Origin of the sequence: Stenotrophomonas maltophilia (genome assembly GCF_004920835.1) — a bacterium.
GTDB lineage: Bacteria > Pseudomonadota > Gammaproteobacteria > Xanthomonadales > Xanthomonadaceae > Stenotrophomonas > Stenotrophomonas maltophilia_AQ.
Genome location: NZ_QFHO01000018.1, coordinates 31,089 through 51,281, shown reverse-complemented (window position 1 = coordinate 51,281; position 20,193 = coordinate 31,089). Strand labels below are relative to the sequence as shown.

Annotated in this window: 16 protein-coding genes; 9 read left to right on the top strand and 7 right to left on the bottom strand. The window is 67.4% G+C overall.

Going from position 1 to position 20,193, the window contains the following annotated elements; translation table 11 throughout:
• Window positions 1-10: 10 nt before the first annotated feature.
• The gene (locus DI041_RS13710) at window positions 11-2,653 is read left to right on the top strand and encodes a hybrid sensor histidine kinase/response regulator (protein WP_046985250.1); all 2,643 of its coding nucleotides are present in this window, start codon (window positions 11-13) and stop codon (window positions 2,651-2,653) included.
• A gap of 401 nt (window positions 2,654-3,054) precedes the next feature.
• Here DI041_RS13710 and DI041_RS13705 read toward each other — a convergent pair whose 3' ends face one another.
• From DI041_RS13705 to DI041_RS13690, 4 genes are read right to left on the bottom strand one after another with little or no spacing between them, the layout of a single operon-like run.
• On the bottom strand, window positions 3,055-3,705 hold the full coding sequence (locus DI041_RS13705) for a response regulator (RefSeq protein WP_046987163.1): 651 nt from the start codon (window positions 3,703-3,705) through the stop codon (window positions 3,055-3,057).
• Between the two features lie 60 nt (window positions 3,706-3,765).
• Window positions 3,766-4,821 carry an ABC transporter substrate-binding protein gene (locus DI041_RS13700; protein WP_046987162.1) on the bottom strand — a complete coding sequence of 352 codons (1,056 nt, stop codon included), beginning with the start codon at window positions 4,819-4,821 and terminating at the stop codon, window positions 3,766-3,768.
• Entirely contained in the window at window positions 4,818-6,209 is a 1,392-nt protein-coding gene (locus tag DI041_RS13695; RefSeq protein WP_046987161.1) for a sensor histidine kinase, read from the bottom strand. Before DI041_RS13695 ends, DI041_RS13700 begins: the two co-directional genes overlap by 4 nt.
• Window positions 6,202-6,891, bottom strand: coding sequence for a response regulator transcription factor (locus DI041_RS13690; protein ID WP_046987160.1), 690 nt, complete (start codon window positions 6,889-6,891; stop codon window positions 6,202-6,204). The genes DI041_RS13695 and DI041_RS13690 overlap by 8 nt, the downstream gene beginning before the upstream one ends.
• 245 nt (window positions 6,892-7,136) lie before the next feature.
• On the opposite strand from DI041_RS13690, the gene DI041_RS13685 reads away from it, so the two are divergent.
• The 5 genes from DI041_RS13685 (at window position 7,137) to DI041_RS13665 (ending at window position 13,564) form a co-directional block, all read left to right on the top strand.
• Window positions 7,137-8,276 (top strand): OprO/OprP family phosphate-selective porin, encoded by a 1,140-nt coding sequence (locus DI041_RS13685; protein ID WP_136639607.1) that lies wholly within the window; start codon window positions 7,137-7,139, stop codon window positions 8,274-8,276.
• Window positions 8,277-8,351: 75 nt separating this feature from the next.
• Window positions 8,352-9,680: a CitMHS family transporter gene (locus DI041_RS13680; RefSeq protein WP_046987164.1), complete on the top strand. Its 1,329-nt coding sequence runs from the start codon at window positions 8,352-8,354 to the stop codon at window positions 9,678-9,680.
• A gap of 24 nt (window positions 9,681-9,704) precedes the next feature.
• Entirely contained in the window at window positions 9,705-10,445 is a 741-nt protein-coding gene (phbB, locus tag DI041_RS13675) for an acetoacetyl-CoA reductase (protein ID WP_012481221.1), read from the top strand.
• A 153-nt stretch (window positions 10,446-10,598) separates the two neighbouring features.
• The gene (locus DI041_RS13670; RefSeq protein ID WP_046987159.1) at window positions 10,599-11,135 is read left to right on the top strand and encodes a hypothetical protein; all 537 of its coding nucleotides are present in this window, start codon (window positions 10,599-10,601) and stop codon (window positions 11,133-11,135) included.
• A gap of 134 nt (window positions 11,136-11,269) precedes the next feature.
• Window positions 11,270-13,564 (top strand): TonB-dependent receptor, encoded by a 2,295-nt coding sequence (locus DI041_RS13665; RefSeq protein WP_136639608.1) that lies wholly within the window; start codon window positions 11,270-11,272, stop codon window positions 13,562-13,564.
• Between the two features lie 438 nt (window positions 13,565-14,002).
• On the opposite strand, the gene DI041_RS13660 is transcribed toward DI041_RS13665, so the two are convergent.
• Window positions 14,003-15,256 carry a flavohemoglobin expression-modulating QEGLA motif protein gene (locus DI041_RS13660; protein ID WP_136639609.1) on the bottom strand — a complete coding sequence of 418 codons (1,254 nt, stop codon included), beginning with the start codon at window positions 15,254-15,256 and terminating at the stop codon, window positions 14,003-14,005.
• 210 nt (window positions 15,257-15,466) lie between these two features.
• Complete coding sequence (gene rsgA / locus DI041_RS13655) at window positions 15,467-16,576, bottom strand: ribosome small subunit-dependent GTPase A (protein ID WP_136639610.1); 1,110 nt, start codon at window positions 16,574-16,576, stop codon at window positions 15,467-15,469.
• Window positions 16,577-16,690: 114 nt separating this feature from the next.
• Here rsgA and DI041_RS13650 point away from each other — a divergent pair, with 114 nt between their 5' ends.
• Genes DI041_RS13650 through DI041_RS13640 form a run of 3 tightly spaced genes read left to right on the top strand, consistent with a single transcriptional unit; the run spans window position 16,691 to window position 19,307 of the window.
• A complete protein-coding gene (locus DI041_RS13650; protein ID WP_046983015.1) occupies window positions 16,691-17,965 on the top strand; it encodes a pyridoxal phosphate-dependent aminotransferase in 1,275 nt (424 codons plus the stop codon).
• A 3-nt stretch (window positions 17,966-17,968) separates the two neighbouring features.
• On the top strand, window positions 17,969-18,586 hold the full coding sequence (locus DI041_RS13645) for an SGNH/GDSL hydrolase family protein (protein ID WP_046983012.1): 618 nt from the start codon (window positions 17,969-17,971) through the stop codon (window positions 18,584-18,586).
• Between the two features lie 4 nt (window positions 18,587-18,590).
• The gene (locus DI041_RS13640; protein ID WP_136639611.1) at window positions 18,591-19,307 is read left to right on the top strand and encodes a class I SAM-dependent methyltransferase; all 717 of its coding nucleotides are present in this window, start codon (window positions 18,591-18,593) and stop codon (window positions 19,305-19,307) included.
• A 68-nt stretch (window positions 19,308-19,375) separates the two neighbouring features.
• Here the strand turns inward: DI041_RS13640 and DI041_RS13635 are convergent, their stop codons facing one another.
• Window positions 19,376-20,155, bottom strand: a complete 780-nt coding sequence (locus DI041_RS13635; RefSeq protein WP_046983010.1) for a polysaccharide deacetylase family protein — start codon at window positions 20,153-20,155, stop codon at window positions 19,376-19,378.
• Window positions 20,156-20,193 lie beyond the last annotated feature (38 nt).

Here is a 20,193-nt window from a genome sequence, read left to right as displayed (position 1 = left end):
GACTGCCGCCATGTACTGGCTCAGCCGCCACCGGATGCTGTTGCTCACCCTGCTGGTCATGGTCGGCGGCACCGTGCTGTGCGCCGTCGCCGCCGGCCACTACGCCTGGCGACGCGCCCTCGGCGACGAGAGCAGCCAGGTGCAACGCCAGCTTCAGCTTTACGGCCAGGGGCTGCAGCAGCGTATCGACCGATTCGGCACGTTGCCGCAGGTGCTGGCGCTCGATCCGGATCTTCTGCACGCACTACGCGTGCCACCCTCGCCCACCGAACGGCAGCGGCTGAACCTCAAGCTGCAACGTGCCAATGAAGTCACCCGCGCTTCCACCCTGACTCTGGTCGGTCACGATGGCGTGGCCGTGGCGGCGAGCAACTGGGACCAGCCGACCACCAACGTCGGCGAGAACTACAGCTACCGCCCCTACTACCGCCAGGCACTGGCCCAGGGCCGTGGCCGCTTCTACGGGATCGGCATGACCACCGGCGTGCCCGGCTACTACCTGTCGCAGGCCATCGAGGAAGACGGCAAGCGACTGGGCGTAGTGGTGATCAAGGTCGAGCTGTCCGCACTGGAACAGGAATGGCTGAGCAGCCCGGACGTGGTGCTGGCCAGTGACGACCACGACGTGGTGTTCCTGGCCAACCGTGACAGCTGGCGCTACAGGCTGCTGCGCCCGCTGGGCGCCGATGAGCGCCGCGAGATGCTGGATGCGCGCCAGTACGCCGACCGTGCCCTGCAGCCACTGCGCGCACGCACTGAAGACGTGCTGGCCGACGGTGGCCGCATGGTGCGCCTGCTGGATCCTGTACTGCCGCAGCCGATGCTGTGGCAGAGCCTGCCGCTGCCAGCCGAGAACTGGAACCTGCACCTGCTGCACGATGCCAGTGCCGCCACTGCAGCCGGGCGAGCCGCGGCCCTGACCGGTGGCGCAGCGTGGCTGGCACTGGGCTTCCTGGTGCTGTTCGTGCAGCAGCGGCGGCGCCTGGCCAAGCATCGACTGCGCAGCCGCCGCGAACTGGAAACCCTGCTCAAGCAGCACGCACAGGAACTGCGCACCGCACAGGATGGCCTGCTGCAGGCGGCCACCGACGCCGACAGCGGACTCAGCCGCAGCCTCGAACACCTGCCGCAGGGCGTGGTGGTGATCGATCGCGAGTTGCGCCTGGTTGCCTGGAATTCGCGCTATCTGGAACTGTTCCGCTTCCCGCTGGACCTGGTACGCGTGGGCCGGCCGATCGAAGAGCTGTTCCGCTTCAACGCCCGCCGTGGCCTGCTCGGTCCCGGCCCGGTCGACGAGGCCATCGAGCGCCGCCTGAACCACCTGCGCAGTGGCCGCCCGCACATGCGCGAGAGCGAGAAGGATGACGGCACGGTGCTGGAAATCCGCGGCAATCCGCTGCCTGACGGCGGCTTCGTCACCAGCTACGCCGACATCACCAGCTACAAGAATGCCGCGCGCGAACTGCGCTCGCTGGCCGATGCACTGGAACATCGGATTGCCGAGCGCACCCGTGACCTGGACGAAGCACGCCGCGAGGCCGAACAGGCCAACCGCTACAAGACCCGCTTCGTCGCCTCGGCCGTGCACGACCTGCTGCAACCGCTCAATGCCGCGCGCATGTTCGTTTCGGTGCTGCGCGGCAAGCTGAGTGACCCGGTGCAGCAGCAGACCAGCGACCACATCGACGCTGCACTGGCCGCGCAGGATGCGATCCTCAACAGCCTGCTGGATATCGCCCGGCTGGAATCGGGCAGCCTGCCGACCCGTGTACAGGCCTTCCGGCTCGGGCCGCTGCTGCAGACGCTCGCACGCGAATTCGGCATCGCCGCACAGTCGCGTGGGCTGGTGGTCGACTGGATCGATACCAATGCCGTAGTGGTCAGCGATGAGGCACTGCTGCGCCGCATCCTGCAGAATTTCCTGTCCAATGCACTGCGCTACAGCGAGCGCGGCCGCGTGCTGCTGGGCTGCCGACGCCGCGAAGGGCTGCTGTGGATCGAAGTGCACGACCAGGGTCCTGGTATTCCGGACGCGTTGCAGGGCGAGATCTTCGAGGAATTCCGCCGCCTGCATGATGGCCAGCAACGCGGTGCCGGCCTCGGCCTGGCGATCGTCGACCGTATCGGCCGCCTGCTCGGCCATCCGATCCGGCTGCGCTCGCAGCTGGGCCAGGGCAGCGTGTTCGCGGTGGGCGTGCCATTCGGCGAGGCCAGCGCGATTCCAGCCACTGCACCACCTCCGGTGCTGGTGCAGGAGCCTGCTGCGGACAATCCCCTGCGCGGGTGCCGGGTGTGGGTGATCGACGACGACCCGCACGTGTGTGCAGCCAGCCGCGCGTTGCTGGAGCGCTGGGGCTGCGAGGTGGTGCTGGCCGACGGCCCGCAGGCCGCGCTGCAGCTGGCCACCGCCGGAACAGTGCCGGAGCTGGTGCTGCTGGATGTACGCATGGGCGACCACCATGGACCGGTGCTGTACGAGACATTGGCAGAGCTGTGGCAGGCCCGTCCGCCGGTGGTGCTGGTCACCGCCGAACGCGATGCGGGATTGCGTGAGATGGCCGCCGAACGTGGCTGGGGAATGATGGCCAAGCCGGTGAAGCCGCCGGCGCTGCGGGCGCTGATGAGTCAGTTGCTGGTGCGGCATCGCGGGTGATTCCAGCCAACGGCGCAGCCCCTCGTGGATGGTGTCTGGTTGGTCGTGGAAAGCAAAAGCCGTGGGTGGGCCGCTTTTTTTTGTAGAGCCGAGCCCACGCTCGGCTGCTTTGGGCGGGTCCGCGAAGCCGAGCATCGGCTCCGCTCTACACGAGAAAGCGCAGCGCGCGACCCGCTTTTGATCTTCTTTTTCTTCTCCGTGGGTGGGAGAACACCATGAACTGTCAGCGGCCGGGTGGGTGGGTAGTGCGGGGTGTCCGCGGCATGGATGCCGCGGCCAAGCCCCCATGGATGGGTTTACGGCGTCCCCGCACTACCCACCCACCCGGCCAGCCCTCAGCAATCCGGCTCTCGGTGACCAACCAGGCACCACCCACGAGGGGCTGCGCCGTTGGTTGGAAACTACAACCCGGTGCCGGCGTCGCCCTCAGGCTCCAGCGCCTTCACCAGCACTGCGGCCTGCGTGCGGCTGTGGCATTCGAGCTTCTTCAGGATCGCGGTGACATGCACCTTCACCGTGTTTTCCGCCAGACCCAGCGTGTAAGCAATCTGCTTGTTGAGCAGGCCATCGGCCAGGCACAGCAGCACGCGGAACTGCTGCGGGGTCAGCTGCGCCAGGCGGCTGGCCAGCAGCGCATCGGCCTCCGAACGCTCGGCGGCCATCGCCGGGAACCACAGGCCCCCATCAAGCACGGCCTGCACCGCCTCGCCGATGGTCTCGGCCGGCGCCGACTTCGGGATGAAACCGGCGGCACCGAACTGCTGCGCGCGGCGGATCACACGCGGGTGGTCGTTGGACGAGAGGATGACCACCGGTATGTCCGGATGCGAGCCGCGCACGTGCAGCAGCGCGGAAAAACCGTGTGCGCCGGGCATGGTCAGGTCGAGCAGCACCAGGTCCACATCCGGGTGCGCGTCGAGTGCCTCAGCCAGCGCTTCAGCGCTGGCAACCTCGCGCACCTGCACCAGCGGCAGGTTCTGCCGCAATGACTGCACCACCGCCGAACGCAGCAGCGGGTGGTCATCGGCGATCAGGATGGTGTATTCGCTCATGCCGCCATTGTACGGGCAGCCAACGGCCTCCGCTGGGCATGGCCCGGCGCCATCAGGGCATCAGCGCCCCGCCGGCTCCACGCTGCTGCGCCACGCATCGAGGAACTGGCGCCGCTTGAGCGCGTCCAGGTACACCAGCAGGCCGGGACCCAGCTGGATCGGGCGGCGGCTGCGGCCGGGTGCATTCGCGCCGCGTGCACTGCCGGTGACGATCGGCATCAGCCGCGCCTCGCGCGACAGCACCTGCTGGCCGCGTGGCGACAGCAGGTAATCGAGGAAGCGCCGCGCTTCTTCCGGGTGCGGACCCGTGCGCGGAATCACTGCGGTGCGCAGCACCACCAGCGTGTAGTCCTCGGGTTCGACGATGGCCAGCGGCGCGCCGGCATCGACGCGTGCCTGCGCGTAGGAGCCGAGCACGTTGTAGACCAGCGACAGCTGACCGCTGGCCAGCTGGTCCAGCAGCACGCCGGTGCGCTCTTCGCGCACCACGTCGTTGTCACCGAGCGCACCCAGCAATGCACCGGCGATGCTGCCACGCTGCGCGTCCTGGGTCGCCAGCAGGTAACCGACACTGCTGCGCTCGATGTCATAGGTGCCGACCTTTCCGCGCAGCGGCGCGCCCTCCGCGCGCAGCCGGTCCAGCAGCTGACGCCGGGTGTGCGGCACCTTCGCTGCAGGCAGCGCTCGGGTGTTGTAGACCATGACCACCGGCTCGTAGCTGATCCCGAACGCCTCGTTGCGCCACTGCGCCCAGGCCGGCAGCGCAGCGGTCTGCGCCGAACGGTGCGGCAGTGCATGGCCGTCGTTGACGAGCTTGGTCTGCAGATCCATGCCGCTGGAGATCAGCAGGTCCGGCGATGCAGGTCCGGCGCGGTCATGCAGGTAACGCGCGTACAGGTCCTGGGTGATGATGTCCTCGTACACCACTTCGGTGCCGGGATGCAGGCGCTGGTAGTCGGCGATGACCACCGCGAACACTTCGATGTCGGTGGTGCCGTGGATGCGCAGCTGCGCAGCCGCCTTTCCCTGCGCAGGGAAGCGGCGCACGTCGCCCGGCGCGGCCAGCACCGGCACGGCCAGCAGCAGGGCAACGGCAGCGGCGAACAGGCGGATCATGAACTGCTCCGGGGCAGGCGGATGGTAGCGATCAAGCCGCCCTGCGGACGGTTGCTGAGATCGATGCGGCCGCCGTGGCTGTCGACCACGCGCTTGACGATGGCGAGGCCGAGGCCAGCACCGCCGGACGGCGCACCTTCGCCACGGGCAAAACGTTCAAAGACGCGCTCTGCGTCTGCTGCGGCAATCCCGGTACCGTGGTCGGCAATGGTCAGCACCGCCTGCCCACCTTCCACGGTCAGTGCGATCTGCAAGGGGCCATCGCCACCGTACTTCAGGGCGTTGTCGACCAGGTTCTTGATCGCCTCGCGCAGCAGCAGTGCATCGCCATGCACCTGCACCGGCTCGGCGGTCATCGCCAGTTGCACGCGCGGCGCCGGGCCGGCCTGCGGCAGCGCTTCATGCAGGGCCTGGTGCACGGTCTCGGCCAGGTCCACCGTTGCAAAGCGCTGCAGGTGCGAACGATGGATCACGCTGGCATCGCTGAGCAGCTGGTTGAGCAACCGGCTCATATGGGTGGCGTTGCGCTCGATCGCCTGCAGGCTGCGGCGCATGTCTTCCGGGTCGTCGTCGTCCAGCGCCAGCTGCGCCTGCGCACGCAGCGCGGCCAAGGGCGTGCGCATCTGGTGCGCGGCCTCGGCCATGAACGCACGCAGGGTTTCATTGCTGCTGGACAGGCGCTCCATGAAGCGGTTCAAGGCGGCCACCATCTGGTCCATCTCACGCGGCACGCGCGCATCCAGCGGTTTCAGGTCGGACGGCTCGCGGCGCGACAGCTCGCGTTCCACCCGCACCAGCGGCCGGAACGCGCGGTGCACGCCAAAGGCCACCAGCGCCAGCAGCAGGCCGGACAGCACACCGATCGCCAGCAACGCTCGATTGACCAGGTCCTGCGCCACCGCTTCGCGGGCGCGCCGGGTCTGGCCGACCTGGACCTGCACCTCGCCCTGCGCCGAGGCGGCCGCGAAACTGCGGCCGACCACCACGAAGCGCACGGTCTCGCCGCTGTAGGCGGCATCGAACAACTGCGGTTGCGTGCCGGGCCGGCGCGGCGGCTCCGGCAGGTCGCCATAGCCGGTGATCAGGTTGCCGCGGCTGTCGGCGACCCGATAGAACACGCGATCCTCCGGCGCCATCGCCAGCAGGTCCAGCGCCGCATAAGGCAGGTCGACCTGCCATTGGCCGTCGACCAGGGCCACCGAATCGGCGATGGACAGCGCCGAGGACACCAGCAGGTGATCATAGGATCGGTTGGCGGCGCGCTGGCCGTAATCGCGTGCGGCGAAGAGCAGGGCCACCGCGAACACCGCCAGCAGCACGCCGAGGTAGAGCAGCAGGGTGCGCCGCAACGAACCCGGCGCCGCAGTCGCAGCACGTGCGTCAGCCATCGGCGTCGGCATGGGTATCACTGGCTTCCAGCAGGTAGCCGACACCGCGCACCGTAGTGATGCGCAACGGCGCAGCGGCCAGTTTTTTTCTCAGGCGACCGATGTACAGCTCGATCGCATTCGGACCGGCCTCGTCATCGAAGCCGAACAGGCCATTGCCGATTTCGTCCTTGCCGACCACCTGGCCGAGGCGGCCGACCAGAATCTCCAGCAACCGGTACTCGCGGTTGGGCAGTTCGATCGGTTCGCCGTCGAGACTGACGCGGTGCGCGGCATTGTCGAATTGGAACCCCCCGATCTGCACCACCTCACTGGCCTGGCCACGCGCGCGGCGCAGCAGCACGCGGCAGCGCGCTTCGAACTCGCGGAAATCGAATGGCTTGCCCAGGTAATCGTCGGCACCGACATCCAGCGCCTGCACGCGATCTTCGATGCCATCGCGTGCGGTCAGCATCAGCACCGGTGTGCTGTCACCACGCTCGCGCATGCCTGCGAGCACCCGCAGCCCATCCAGTTTCGGCAGGCCGATATCCAGCACCACCAGATCAAAACTCTGGTAGCGCAGCACGCTGGCGGCGGCCAGGCCATCGGCCTGCCAGTCCACGGCGTGCCCACTGCGGCGCATGCGGCGGATGATGGCATCGGCCAGATCCTGATTGTCTTCGACCAGCAGCAGGCGCATGGGCACGGGAGTGGGAGGGGAAACGAATGCTACCGCGTGGAGCGGGATGGCGTCCGCCGGGCATGGCCCGGCGAGCGCAGCGGCAACGATCCTCGCTGCACCGCACAAATCGCTGACAGGACGATGACAGCTTGCCCGACCCAGACTGCGGCCGCGCACCGTCCGGTGCCCACGATTGCCGCGCGCCTGGCGTGCACCTGGGAGGGTTTGTGGAATTCACGTTTGCCTGGCGGCGTCCTGCCGCCATGATGGCTATGGCTGCCCTGTCGGCGCCGGCCTTTGCCGCCGAAGACGACCGTCCGGTCACCGCCAGCCTGGGCGGCCGCCTGCACCTGGACTTCGCCACCTTCGACAACGACAACCGCGGTACGCCGAACAAGGACGACACCGAGATCCGCCGCGCCTGGGTTGACGTTTCCGGCAAGTTCTTCGTGGTCGACTACAAGCTGGAAGCCGATTTCTCCGGCGACCGTGTCGAGGCCAAAGACGTCTACCTGAGCCGCAGCTTCGGTGATGCCGGCCGCCTCACCGTGGGCCAGTTCAAGCAGTATTTCTCGCTGGACGACCGCACCGGTTCCAACTATGGCAGCTTCCTGGAGCGCGGCAACGCCGGCACCACGCTGGCCCCGCTGTACCGTCTGGGTGCGTCGTGGCAGGCCAATCCGGGTGACTTCACCTGGGCGGCCAGCATCTACAGCCTGGAAAGCATCGACGCCTGGCAGGTGAAGGGCCGCGCCGCCGGTGGCCGCGTCACCTGGGCCCCCGCGCCCAGCGAGGGCGACGTGCTGCACCTGGGCCTGTCGCTGGCCCGCGAGGCGTACGACAACCCCGGCGCCAACGGCACTCCAGGCCTGAGCATCCGCCCGCGCCCGGCCGGCCATCTGTCCGATGAAAGCCGCCTGACCCTGGTCAACTTCTCCGCCGGCCGCGATACCGACGTCAACAAGTGGTCGCTGGAATACGCGCAGGTGCGCGGCCCGCTGTCCTGGCAGGGCGAATTCAGCGGCGCCACCTTCGATGACGGTGCCCAGCGCGGTGACGTGATGGCCGCCTACGGTATGCTCAGCTGGTTTGTCACCGGCGAGAGCCGCGCCTACGACCGCAAGACCGGCCGCTTCGCGCGGGTGAAGGATATCCGCCACAAGTCCGGTGCCTTCGAACTGGCATTGCGCTACGACCAGATGTGGGGCGCGCAGCACCTGGACGGTGCGCCGGACCTGCGCCGTGGCAGCACCGAAGCCTGGACGCTGGGTGGCAACTGGTACCTGCGCGACAACCTGCGCTTCATGCTCAACGTCATCGAAAGCCGCAACCGCGACCGCCTGGCCGGGGTCACGGTGGACCGCACGCGCGCGGTCACCGGCCGCCTGCAGTACGACTTCTAAGCCCGCAATCCCGGGCATGCCGCCCGGGCCCCTTCCACTCCCCCACGTCCTGTTTTCGCAAGGAGTCCGCAGATGATGCTGAGCATCCTCGGCTTTGGCATGGTCATTACGTTCATGTACTTGATCATGAGCAAACGCCTGTCGCCGCTCGTCGCCCTGATCACCATCCCCATCCTGTTCGCGCTGATCGGTGGCTTCGGCGCCGGCCTCGACGAGATGATGCTGGAGGGCATCAAGAAGATCGCGCCGACCGGCGTGATGCTGATGTTCGCCATCCTCTACTTCGGCGTGATGATCGATGCGGGCCTGTTCGATCCGCTGGTGCGGATCATCCTGCGCTTCGTCAAGGGCGATCCGATGAAGATCGTGCTTGGCACCGCCGTGCTGGCGATGCTGATCTCGCTCGATGGTGATGGCTCCACCACCTACATGATCACCGTCTCGGCAATGCTGCCGCTGTACCAGCGGCTGGGCATGAACGCGCTGAACATGACCTGCGTGACCATCCTTGCCGGCGGGGTGATGAACCTGACGCCGTGGGGCGGCCCGACCGCACGCGCGGCCACTGCACTGCACGTGGACCCGGCCGATGTGTTCGTGCCGCTGATCCCGTCGATGGTGATCGCCTGCGCCGGCGTGCTGCTGCTGGCCTGGTACCTGGGCCTGAAGGAACGCCGCCGGCTGGGTGTGGTGACCCTGCCCAAGGGTGGCAGCTGGATGGACAACAGCGTGTCCGACGACAGCAATGCGCTGCCGACTGTGGAAGACGCCGAGGACATCAAGCGTCCGAAGCTGCTGTGGGTGAACCTGGCCCTGACCGTAGCGCTGATGACCGCGCTGATCATCGGCATCCTGCCGATGCCGGTCCTGTTCATGGTCGGTTTCGCCATCGCCCTGGTGATCAACTACCCGAACCTGGCCGAGCAGCGCCGCCGCGTAGTCAACCATGCCGGCAACGTGCTGTCGGTGGTGTCGCTGATCTTCGCCGCAGGCATCTTCACCGGCATCCTCAACAACACCGGCATGGTCGAAGCGATGTCGCACAGCTTCCTGGCCGTCATTCCGGAATCGTGGGGCCCGTACCTGGCGGTGATCACCGCCGTGGCATCGATGCCGTTCACGTTCTTCATGTCCAACGACGCGTTCTACTTCGGCGTGCTGCCGATCCTGTCCGAGGCCGCCGGCAACTACGGCATCACCCCGGTGGAAATGGCGCGCGCCTCGCTGGCCGGCCAGCCGGTGCACCTGCTCAGCCCGCTGGTGCCGTCCACCTACCTGCTGGTAGGCCTGGCCAAAGTCGAATTCGCCGACCACCAGAAGTTCACCCTGAAGTGGGCCATCGCCATCTCGATGCTGCTGATGGTCGGCAGCCTGCTGTTCGGCCTGTACCCGCTCGCCGCCTGACCTCTTACCAAGGAGCCTTCTGCAATGACGCTTCGAATCGCTTACGTCACCAGCGGCATGGGCAGTGTCGGTACTGCCATCTGCCAGAGCCTGGCCCGCAGCGGCCACACCGTGGTTGCCGGTTGCGCGCCGAACTCGCCGCGCAAGGCCAACTGGCTGCGCGAGCAGCGCGAACAGGGCTTCGACTTCATCGCCTCCGAAGGCAACGCTACCGACTGGGCCTCGACCAGCGCCGCGTTCGCCAAGGTGCGCGCCGAAGTCGGTGAAGTGGACGTGCTGGTCAACAACTCCGGTGGCAGCCGCGACCTGCTGTTCCGGCAGATGACGGTGGAGGACTGGAATGCGGTGATCGCCTCCAACCTCAACTCGCTGTTCAACCTGACCAAGCAGGTGGTCGACGGCATGGCCACGCGGGGCTGGGGCCGCATCATCAACATCGGTTCGGTCAGCGCCCACAAGGGCCAGATCGGCCAGGTGAACTACGCCACCGCCAAGGCCGCGATGCATGGCTTCAGCCGTGCGCTGGCCGCGGAAGTGGCCTCGCGCGGGGTCACCGTCAACACCTTGTCGCCGGGTTACATCGCCAGCCAGGCCATCAGCAGTTTCCCGCCAGATGTGCTGGACCGGCTGGCCGCCTCGGTGCCAGTGCGCCGCCTGGGCCGTCCGGAAGAAGTGGCCGGCCTGTGTGCGTGGCTGGCCTCGGATGAAGCCTCGTACGTGACCGGCGCCGATTATCCGGTCAACGGTGGCCTGTACATGGGGTAAGCCCTCGTCCACGCAGTACGTGGACCGCCTCCCCCACGGAGTGCGCGGGGCCGGAGAACCTTCGCTTGCGGGGGGGGGGCATCCGGCCCCTTTTTTCTTGCCTGTACCCGGTGCGTGCTATACCGGCAGCATCCGTGAACCGGAAGTTCACCCATGCAGCGTCTGTGGTGGGGAAACCTTGCGATCCTGCTGCCTGCACTGTGTGCGGCGGCCGCACCCGACCAGCTGCCGATGGCTGACGACGTGCAGGCAGATCGTCTGCTCGAACTGACCCGCAGCTGGGGCAAACCGTTGCCCCGCGCGGCGCGTCTGGAAGACCTTCGCGCCATGCTGCCAGCGACAGTGGCCATCATCGAAACACCTTATGCATTGCCGGGCATCACGCTGCCACCGGTGGCCCTGTCCCCACCGCTCCAGATCACCGGCGGCATGGTCCTGCTGCAGGCCGATCGCCAGCACGTGCACTCCGTGCGCCTGGATGTCGGGGGCGCATGCGTGACGCGTCAGCAGATCGTCCAGCGCCAGGTCGCGCCAGCGCGCGTGCTTCCTCCTTCAGGCCACGCCCCGGAACAGGCATTGACGTTGAGCTACCCATCCCCGGATCGATGGGTGAGCTACCTTTTTCCCGGATTGCATCACGCGTGCGTCGCGCAGGTGATCCTCAAACCGGCAGATGCACCGCCGCCGTGACAGGAATGTTGCAGGTTGCACACCACCCTGCACCGTTCGTTGGTTTTCCGTAAAGAAGGTTTCATGTTCCGTTCGCATAGTGGCCATGCACCGCGCATCCGTGCCGGTGACCACCCCCAATGCAACGGACCACCATGCAGACCCGACACCTGACGATCGCCGTGGCGATCGCGCTCTCCGCCGCCAGCGCCCATGCCGCCACCGCCGCCGATACCGGCGCCAGCACCGATGCCGCGCTGAGCGCGCAGACGCTGGATACTGTCTCCGTGATCGGCCAGGGCGAGACCCGCCAGGTGCAGCGCATCACCACGGTGGACAAGCAGGTGCTGCCGCCGGGCACCAGCGGCCAGAAGATCCTCGACCGCCTGCCAGGCGTGTCGGTGCAGTCCAACGATGCCTTCGGTGCCAACGAGGAGTCGCAGACCATCAGCCTGCGCGGCTTCGACAAGAGTCGCCTCGGCTACACGCTGGACGGCATCCCGCTGGGTGACAACAGCTACGGCAACTACAACGGCCTGAGCATTGCCCGCGCGATCATCGCCGAGAACCTGGCCGGCGCAGAGCTGTCGCAGGGCATCGGTTCGCTGGGCGTGGCCTCGACCAGCAACCTGGGTGGCACCATCCAGTACTTCTCGATGGACCCGTCGACCGAATTCGGTGGCCGCGCCAGCGTCACCGTTGGCGACAACAGCCAGCGCCGCGGCTACCTGCGCGTGGACACCGGCGACATCAACGGCTTCTCGGCCTACGTCTCCGGCGTACACCAGGACCAGGACATGTGGGCCGCGCCGTACCAGAACCAGACCACCCGCCAGTTCAATGCCAAGGCGGTGTGGAACGTGGGCGACCATCGTTTCGGTGCGTTCGTCGCGACCTCGCGCGCCAGCCAGGCCAACTACGCCTACCTGTCCAAGGACATGCTGGCGCGCGGCTTGGGCTATGACTGGAACATCTACGCGCCGGACTGGGAGCGCGCCGTCGCCGCCGCATACTGCGCACCGGGCACGCTGGACCGCAGCAAGTGCAAGTTCAGTGGTGGCGTCAACAGCATCGACGATGCGTACTACCAGAGCCGCGCACTGCGCGACGACAACCTCTATTCGGTCGATGCCGACCTGCGCCTCGGTGAGCAGGGCCGCCTCAAGCTGCTGGCCTACCACCATGACAACCGTGGCCAGGGCCACTGGTGGGCACCGGGCCAGCCGTCCTACCCGGGAACCGACAAGATGCTGCCGATCTCGATCCGCAGCACCAACTACACGATCAACCGCGACGGCCTGACTGCCGCGCTGTCGTGGACGGTGGGCATCCACGAGCTGGAAGCCGGCCTGTGGTACGAGCAGAACGACCATAACGTCTCGCGCAACTTCTACTACATCAGCGGTCCGTTCCTGGACGACCTGTACCTGAAAAACCCGGACCGCCTGCTGTTCAACCAGGACTTCGACATCCGCACGCGCCAGTTCTACGTGCAGGACCGCATGCGCTTCCTCGACCAGCGCCTGACCGTGGACGTCGGCATCAAGAGCCCGAACACCCGCATGCGCGCCACCGCCAACCCGGGGGTGGAAACCAGCATCGCCTCGGGCACGCTGACTGCCAAGGAATCGGTGCTGCCGCAGCTGGGCCTGGGCTTCAAGCTCAACGCCAACAACGAGCTGTTCGCCTCGTATGCCGAGAACATCGCTGCCTTCGTCGGCGGTGGCAGCGGCGGCCCGCTGCAGGTGTCGCCGGAATCGTTCGCGGCCAGCGCCGGCCTGGAGCCGGAGAAGTCGAAGAGCCTGGAAGCCGGTTTCCGTACTTTCGGTGAGAAGTACCAGGCGTCGATCGCGGCCTACAACGTGAAGTTCGACAACCGCCTGCTGTCGCTGAACCCGTGCTCAAGCATCGAAGTCGGCACGCGCCCGGAGTGCGTGACCCGTTTCATCAACGTCGGTTCGGTAAAGAGCCACGGCGCGGAGCTGACCTTCATACTCAAGCCGATCGACGGCCTGCAGTGGTACAACGCGCTGTCCTGGAACAAGACCACCTACGAGGACGACTACCTGTCCGGCGGCGCGGTGGTGCCGGTGGCCGGCAAGATCACCGTGGATACGCCACAGCGCATGGCCTCCAGTGAAATCAGCTGGAACCGCGATGGCTTCTTTGCCAGCCTGCGTGCCAAGTACACAGGCAAGCGTTACTACACCTACACCAACGACCAGTCGGTGCCGGGCGTGACCACCTTCGACGCCGGTGCGGGCTACGACTTCGGCCCGGGCATGGGCCTGCGCAACGTGCGGGTGTCGTTGAACGCGACCAACCTGACCAACAAGCGCTATGCCGGCCAGCTGAGCTCGTTCGCACCGACCGATCCCAAGGGCACGCGTTATGCGATTCATGCGAGCGCACCGCGGCAGCTGTTCATGACGGTGGCGGCGGAGTTCTAAGTCAGAAGCAGGCGCTGCGGCGCGTTGATTGTTCCTGCATGGCGTGGGTAGGCAGGCCCATGCAGGACACGCCGTAAACCCATCCATGGGGGCTCGATCGGCGCATCCATGCGCCTCACGGTCCTGCATGGGCCTGCCTACCCACGCTGGACAGTTCCCCGCGCCGGCGCGGAGACAATTGAAAGCAAATGCAAAAGCAAAGAGCCGGGCAATGCCCGGCTCTTTGCTTTTCAAGCTTTTCAAACGCAATCCCTCTGGTGGATTGCTGGCCGTCTCGCGGGAAATCGTCTGGAGCGGGGGGCTTGCGCTGGCCAGGACCGTCCACGGCATGGATGCCGTGGCCGAGCCTACAGGGACGTACTTGCGGCGTGTCCTGGCCAGCGCAAGCCCCCCGCTCTCTCCGATATCAATCAAGACGCCACAAGTCGCCAACGCATTTCATTCCGGCGCCAGCTGGTCCATCCGTATCCGGTTGGCGAACAGCGAGAACGCCAGCATGCCGGCCAGGCCGTTGGCGCGACTCACCCAGTGCGGCAGCCAACGCGGCGGCTTCAATACACCGGACTCGAACAACGGCGCGAACGCAATCGCATCGGTCAGGCTCATCTTGCCGGCGAACAGCCATCGGCAGACCTGCAGGCGATCCTCGGCCAGCATGTGGCGGAAGAAGGTATGCACCGACACCAGCCCGCGCAGGTACACCGTGTCCTTGGTGAAGGCCAGGCCGCCACTCGGCGGCACACCGCGGAACACCCGCTGCGCCGAGGCGAAGCTCTCTTCCGGGTTCTGCCCGGCATCGCAGAAGTAGCGGAACACCTCGATGAAGTCCGCACCTTCGCGCGCCATCGCGATTGCCTCGGTACGCAGGCTGATGCGCTTGAGGCGCTCGATGTCGATGCTGCCGGTGATCTGTTCAGCGAACGTCGCCAGCCCTTCCTGGGTGGCGGTCACCCGTGGCGAGGACAGTGCCAGGCTCGGCAGCACAGGCTGCTCACGGCCGTTCAAGGCGGTCAGCGAATGCACCAGCGCTTCGTGGTGGAACAACTGCGCGCGGTCGTAGGCGCTGAAGCGCGCACTGGTGCGCAGGCGGATGCGGGTCGGGCCGGCGGCGGCCTTGGACACCAGCTCCGGATCGAGCTGCACCTGGATGATGCGCGACTCGAAGAACGCGTCCAGATCGTTCTGCAGCTGCAGCTGCAGGGCAATGGCCGAAACCGGCACCTGCTCTTCCGGCGCCAGCAGTTCGTGATCGAGTTCGGCAGCAATCTGGATGAAGTGACGCGCCGCTTCGCGCGTGCTTGGGCCATTGCCCGGCAGCGGCTGCTCGGGGGCGCCGAACAGCTGCACCGAGCAGGTATCGACCGCAGCCGTGCCCAACCCTTCCAGAAGCTGTGCGGCCAGGTCCCAGCTCTGCGCCGACTGCCGCACGTAGTGACCCAGCGGATGGCTGTCATCGCAGTCGGCGGCAATCGCGGCCAGCGCGCGGCGCTCTTCGCTGAAGTTGAGCCGAGGGTAATCCACCTTCGGCAGCACCGGCTGGCCACGCGCCACGCTGTCCAGGAACGGTGCCTGCAGCGTTGCCGGCCAGCTGGTCAGGCCCAGCAGGCGGATGCCTCCCACGGCCTCGACCAGGCGCGCATCGAGCGCTGCATGGTGGGCCACGTCACGGTCCAGCGTCGCGGTCGGTTCCATGCGCGGACTATAGCGCCCTGCCCTTGCTTTGGTAGGTGCCAACCTTGGTTGGCATCCGCCGAAGGCGGGCTTCGGACAGATTCGTGCCAACCAACGTTGGCACCTACCAGGAGCGGGCAGTTGGCATCCACCCGAAGCAGGCAGAGGCGGGTTTCATTGCAGGGGTCAGAGCCCATTGCCGCGCGATGGGATCCGACCCCGCAGTACCGATCAACGCCTACGCGGCTTGCCGGCCGGGCGGAACTGCTGCCCCTTGCCCTTCCTGCCACCCCGCTCCTGCGCGGTCTCGGCCTGGCGAACGGCCAGCTTGGCCGCGGCGGCGGCCACTTCTTCCTTCAGCTTGAAGTAGTTCAGCAGCCGGCTTTCTTCAATCTCGCCCGCGTCGATCGCCGCACGCACCGCACAACCCGGTTCCTGCTGATGCATGCAGTCGTTGAAGCGGCACTGCGCCGCCAACGCTTCGATATCGGCGAAACCGCCTTCGGCCAGCGTCTCTTCACCGGTTGGCTTCAGTTCGCGCATGCCGGGGGTGTCGATCAGACAGGCGCCCATCGGCAGCGGCATCAGCGCGCGATGGGTGGTGGTATGGCGGCCACGCGAGTCATTGGCGCGCACCGCATTGGTCTTCATCCGCTGCTCGCCCAGCAGGGTGTTGGTCAGCGTCGACTTGCCGGCACCGGATGATCCCACCAGCACCACGGTGCGGCCCGGGCCCAGCCACGGTTCCAGCACCGCCACGCTGTCGGCATCCAGGCCGTTGATCGCATGCAGGGCGATGCCCTGCATCTCCAGCTCTTCCAGCACCGCCAGCGCATCCTCGCTGTATTCGGTCTGGTCGGCCTTGGTCAGCACCACCACCGGCTCGGCACCGCCACCGCCGACCAGCAGCAGGTAGCGCTCGATGCGGCGCGGATTGAAGTCGGCATCCAGGCCACAGACGATGAACACCGTATCGATGTTGGCCGCGATCACTTGCTGGTGGTAATGCTCGCCGGCCGCGCCACGCTTGATCGCGGTACGCCGCGGCAGCAGGGCAACGATGCGGATGCCATCCAGCAACACCCAGTCGCCCACCGCCGGCCGTTCGTGGCTGGGGAAGCGCGGGCGCTGCCATTCCGGCAGCGATTCGGCCTTGATCGCCGCATCCGGGCCATCGGCCACGACATAGTGCGTTCGATGCTGTTCGATCACCCGCGCCGGGCGGGCCTGCGGGTGGGCGGCCATCACAGCCTGCCAGTCGGCCTGCTGCGCCGGGCCTGGCCAGGGCCAGCCGATGGTCTGCAGGGCGGTGAAATCGAGTGTCTGGGTCATCGCCGCCATTCTACCTGCGCCAGTGCCCCGCCAGCCCAACAACGGCAAGCCCTGGGGCCTTGCCATGCGCTGCAGCAATTCCGCTACCATGGAAGCCCCATGCCATTCGACGGCCCACCGCCCATGTCCACCCCCTCGCCCAAGCCCCTGGTCATCCGCGAGCGCCTCTCCGAAGTGCGCTACGAAATCCGCGGAGAACTGGCACGGCGAGCGCGGGAGCTGGAGGCGCAGGGCCGCAAGCTGATCAAGCTCAACATCGGCAACCCCGGTGCGTTCGGCTTCCGTGCACCGGAACACCTGCAGCGCGCGATCGCCGATGACATGGGCCGCACCGATCCCTATACCCACCAGCAGGGCCTGCCGGAAGCGCGTGAAGCCATTGCCGCGGCCTACGCCCGTCGCGGTGCGCCCGATGCACACCCGGATCGCGTCTTCGTCGGTAACGGCGTCAGCGAGCTGATCGACCTGTCGCTGCGGGCGTTGCTCAACCCGGGCGACGAAGTGCTGGTGCCCTCGCCGGACTATCCGCTGTGGTCGGCCTCGACCATCCTCAATGACGGCCGCCCGGTGTATTACCGCTGTGCGCCGGAGAACGGCTTCCAGCCGGACCCGAGCGAAATCGAGACGCTGGTGTCCTCGCGCACCCGCGCCATCGTGCTGATCAACCCGAACAATCCCAGCGGCGCCAGCTACCCGCGCGAGCTGCTGGAACGCGTGGTCGAGATCGCGCGCCGCCACAACCTGCTGCTGCTGGTCGACGAGATCTACGACCAGATCCTGTACGACGACGCGGTGTTCCAGCCGGTCGCGCCGCTGGCCGGCGACCACCCGTGCCTGACCTTCAGTGGCCTTAGCAAGGTGCACCGCGCCTGCGGCTGGCGCGTGGGCTGGGCCCACCTCAGCGGCGACGATGCGCGCCTGGGTGACTTCCGCGCCGCACTGGACCTGCTGGGCGCGCTGCGCCTGTGCGCCAACGTGCCGGGCCAGTACGCCATCGATGCTGCGGTGAATGGCCCGGATACCATCTCCGGACTGTGCACCCCGGGTGGCCGCCTGTATGAAACCCGCCGCGCGGTGATCGAGGCCTGCGAAGCCAGCGAGCACCTGTCGCTGGTCGCGCCGGCCGGTGCGCTGTACGCGTTCCCGGCCGTGGTCGGTGCCGCAGCCAAGGGCTTCGACGACCATGATTTCGCGCTGGACCTGATGAACAACGAAGGCGTGCTGGTGGTGCCGGGCTCCAGCTTCAACGTGCCCTACCGCCATCATTTCCGCGTGACCCTGCTGCCGGAAGCCTCGGTGATGCGCGATGTGTTCGCCCGCATCGACCGCGTGCTGGCCCGCCGTGCCGAGGACGCGACCAAGGTCGTGCCGCTGAAGCCACGCCGCTCGGTGGCCTGAGCCGTGGCGCTGTCCTACCTTGCGCTGGGCGATTCGTACACGATCGGTGAAGCGGTGGCGGTCGAAGGCCGCTGGCCGCACCAGCTGGCCGCCGCCCTGCGCGCGCAGGGCGTGGACCTGGCCGAGCCACAGACCATCGCCACCACCGGCTGGACCACCGATGAGCTCGACGCCGGCATCGACGCAGCCGCGCCGCAGGGCCCGTTCGATTTCGTCAGCCTGCTGATCGGCGTCAACAACCAGTACCGCGGCCGACCGCTGGACGAGTACCGCCTGCAGTTCCAGGCGCTGCTGCAGCGGGCAATCGGCTTTGCTGCCGGCCGCGCCGAACGTGTGCTGGTGCTGTCCTTCCCGGATTGGGGCACCACCCCGTTCGGTGCTGGCAGTGGCCGTGACCTGGCCGCGGTCGAGATCGAGACCGACGAGTTCAATGCGGCCGCTGAGGTGATCAGCACCCGGCTGGGCGTGGCCTTCGTCGATATCACCGACATCAGCCGCGACCGCGGCACCGATCCGGCGATGATCGCCGAGGACGGCCTGCACCCCTCGGCGCGGATGTATGCGCTGTGGAGCGAGCGGGCACTGCCGGTGGCCGCGCACCTGCTTGGCGGCACGGACTGAAGCGATGGACGGCATGCCACGGACTGGCACGCCGCTGCCCTGCACTCCTCTGACGAGCGCGCAGTCTCGCTTGATCGCCGAGGCATTCCGTCCAGCGCAGGCCTGGGGCAACCGCCGCGACTACTACTACGCCCGCAGCAAACTCGGCAGCGACCCCCTGTACGACGGCGTGTTGCAGCACCTGCCTGACGACGGGCAGCCGCTACTGGACCTGGGCTGCGGACTGGGCCTGTTGGCCCACGTGCTGCGCCAGCGTGGCGGTACCCAACGCTACCTGGGCGTAGACGTGGATGCCGCCAAGATCACGCGCGCCCGGCGCGCTGCCGTCGATCTGCACGATGTGCACTTCGATTGTCTGGATCTGCAGGCGCCGCTGCCGGCACGGGCCGGGCACGTATTGCTGCTGGATGTGCTGCAGTACCTGGACGCGGGTCCGCAACAGGCGCTGCTGCGCGCGGCCAGTGCGCGGGTGGCCCCCGGTTGCCGCCTGCTGCTGCGGACGCCGCTGGCCACCGGCGATGGCCGCGACCGCACCACCCGGGTGGCCGACCGGTTGGCCTGGCTGGTTGGCTGGATGGGCACGCGACCGTGCCACTACCCCGATCCAAAGGTGCTGCAGGCGACGCTGACCGAAGCCGGATTGCAGGTGACGGCCCCCCGGCCGCTGCACGGGCGTACCCCCTTCAACAGCTGGCTGCTGGTGGCGCACCGCATCCGCTAGCGCCGCGCCATGCCCGGCGGATTCCATCCATGCCGCTGCGCTCGCCGGGCGTGGCCCGGCGCTACCGGTTATCCGGGCGGCAGTTCGGCCTTCAACCCACGCTCATCGAGCGCCTGCAGCACGCGCTCGATGATCTCCAGGTTGTGGCCGTGCGCCGCACCTTCATGCAGCAACACGATGGCACCCGGGCGCAGGTCAGGCAGCAGCCGTGCCAGCACGCCGTCCGGCGTGCAGTCGACCCCGTCGTAGCCGCGCGCGCTCCAGCCCACCCGGACCAGTCCCAACCGCTGCAGCACCGGCGCCACGAACGGGTTGGTCATGCCCACCACCGAGCGGTACCAGCGCACCGGCTGGCCACTCAGCGCCTGCAATGCGTGCTGGCAGCCCTCGATCTCGGCATGCATCGCGGCCGGGCCAAGCCGCCAGAAGCGGGCCTGCGGGTGGCTGAGGCTGTGGTTTCCCAGGTCATGCCCGCGGCGCAGGATCTCCTGCACCAGTTCCGGCTGCGCCAGCGCGCGCGCGCCCACCAGAAAGAAGGTCGCACGCGCCTGGTGGCGGTCCAGCAGGTCGAGCACGGCACCAGTTTCCTGGCTGGGGCCGTCATCGATGGTCAGCCACACCGTGTTTCCGGCCTTCGGTAACCGGGCCAGCACGGGCGCATAGAAACAGCTGTTGGGCAGGAACACCGGCACCATGAACAACGCATGGCTGGCCACCAGCAGCGGCAGTCCCCACTGCCAGCCGGCCAGCACCCAGGCCAGGATCACGACCATCTGCGACGCCACCAGCCAGGGCAGCCAGCGCCAGGGGCGGGCCGGGATGCGATGCAATGTTCCTTCGCTGCTCATCCCCCATGATGCCATGGGGGTTAGAATTGACGATTCGA

Excerpts from the sequence above, each read along its gene's own strand:
- DI041_RS13665 (WP_136639608.1), top strand. The coding sequence starts at position 11,270 with ATGCAGACCCGACACCTGACGATCGCCGTGGCGATCGCGCTCTCCGCC.
- DI041_RS13635 (WP_046983010.1), bottom strand. The coding sequence starts at position 20,155 with ATGAGCAGCGAAGGAACATTGCATCGCATCCCGGCCCGCCCCTGGCGC.
- phbB (WP_012481221.1), top strand. The coding sequence starts at position 9,705 with ATGACGCTTCGAATCGCTTACGTCACCAGCGGCATGGGCAGTGTCGGT.
- DI041_RS13710 (WP_046985250.1), top strand. The coding sequence starts at position 11 with ATGTACTGGCTCAGCCGCCACCGGATGCTGTTGCTCACCCTGCTGGTC.
- DI041_RS13680 (WP_046987164.1), top strand. The coding sequence starts at position 8,352 with ATGCTGAGCATCCTCGGCTTTGGCATGGTCATTACGTTCATGTACTTG.
- DI041_RS13650 (WP_046983015.1), top strand. The coding sequence starts at position 16,691 with ATGTCCACCCCCTCGCCCAAGCCCCTGGTCATCCGCGAGCGCCTCTCC.
- DI041_RS13690 (WP_046987160.1), bottom strand. The coding sequence starts at position 6,891 with ATGCGCCTGCTGCTGGTCGAAGACAATCAGGATCTGGCCGATGCCATC.
- DI041_RS13670 (WP_046987159.1), top strand. The coding sequence starts at position 10,599 with ATGCAGCGTCTGTGGTGGGGAAACCTTGCGATCCTGCTGCCTGCACTG.
- rsgA (WP_136639610.1), bottom strand. The coding sequence starts at position 16,576 with ATGGCGGCGATGACCCAGACACTCGATTTCACCGCCCTGCAGACCATC.
- DI041_RS13705 (WP_046987163.1), bottom strand. The coding sequence starts at position 3,705 with ATGAGCGAATACACCATCCTGATCGCCGATGACCACCCGCTGCTGCGT.
- DI041_RS13695 (WP_046987161.1), bottom strand. The coding sequence starts at position 6,209 with ATGGCTGACGCACGTGCTGCGACTGCGGCGCCGGGTTCGTTGCGGCGC.
- DI041_RS13640 (WP_136639611.1), top strand. The coding sequence starts at position 18,591 with ATGGACGGCATGCCACGGACTGGCACGCCGCTGCCCTGCACTCCTCTG.
- DI041_RS13660 (WP_136639609.1), bottom strand. The coding sequence starts at position 15,256 with ATGGAACCGACCGCGACGCTGGACCGTGACGTGGCCCACCATGCAGCG.
- DI041_RS13700 (WP_046987162.1), bottom strand. The coding sequence starts at position 4,821 with ATGATCCGCCTGTTCGCCGCTGCCGTTGCCCTGCTGCTGGCCGTGCCG.
- DI041_RS13685 (WP_136639607.1), top strand. The coding sequence starts at position 7,137 with ATGATGGCTATGGCTGCCCTGTCGGCGCCGGCCTTTGCCGCCGAAGAC.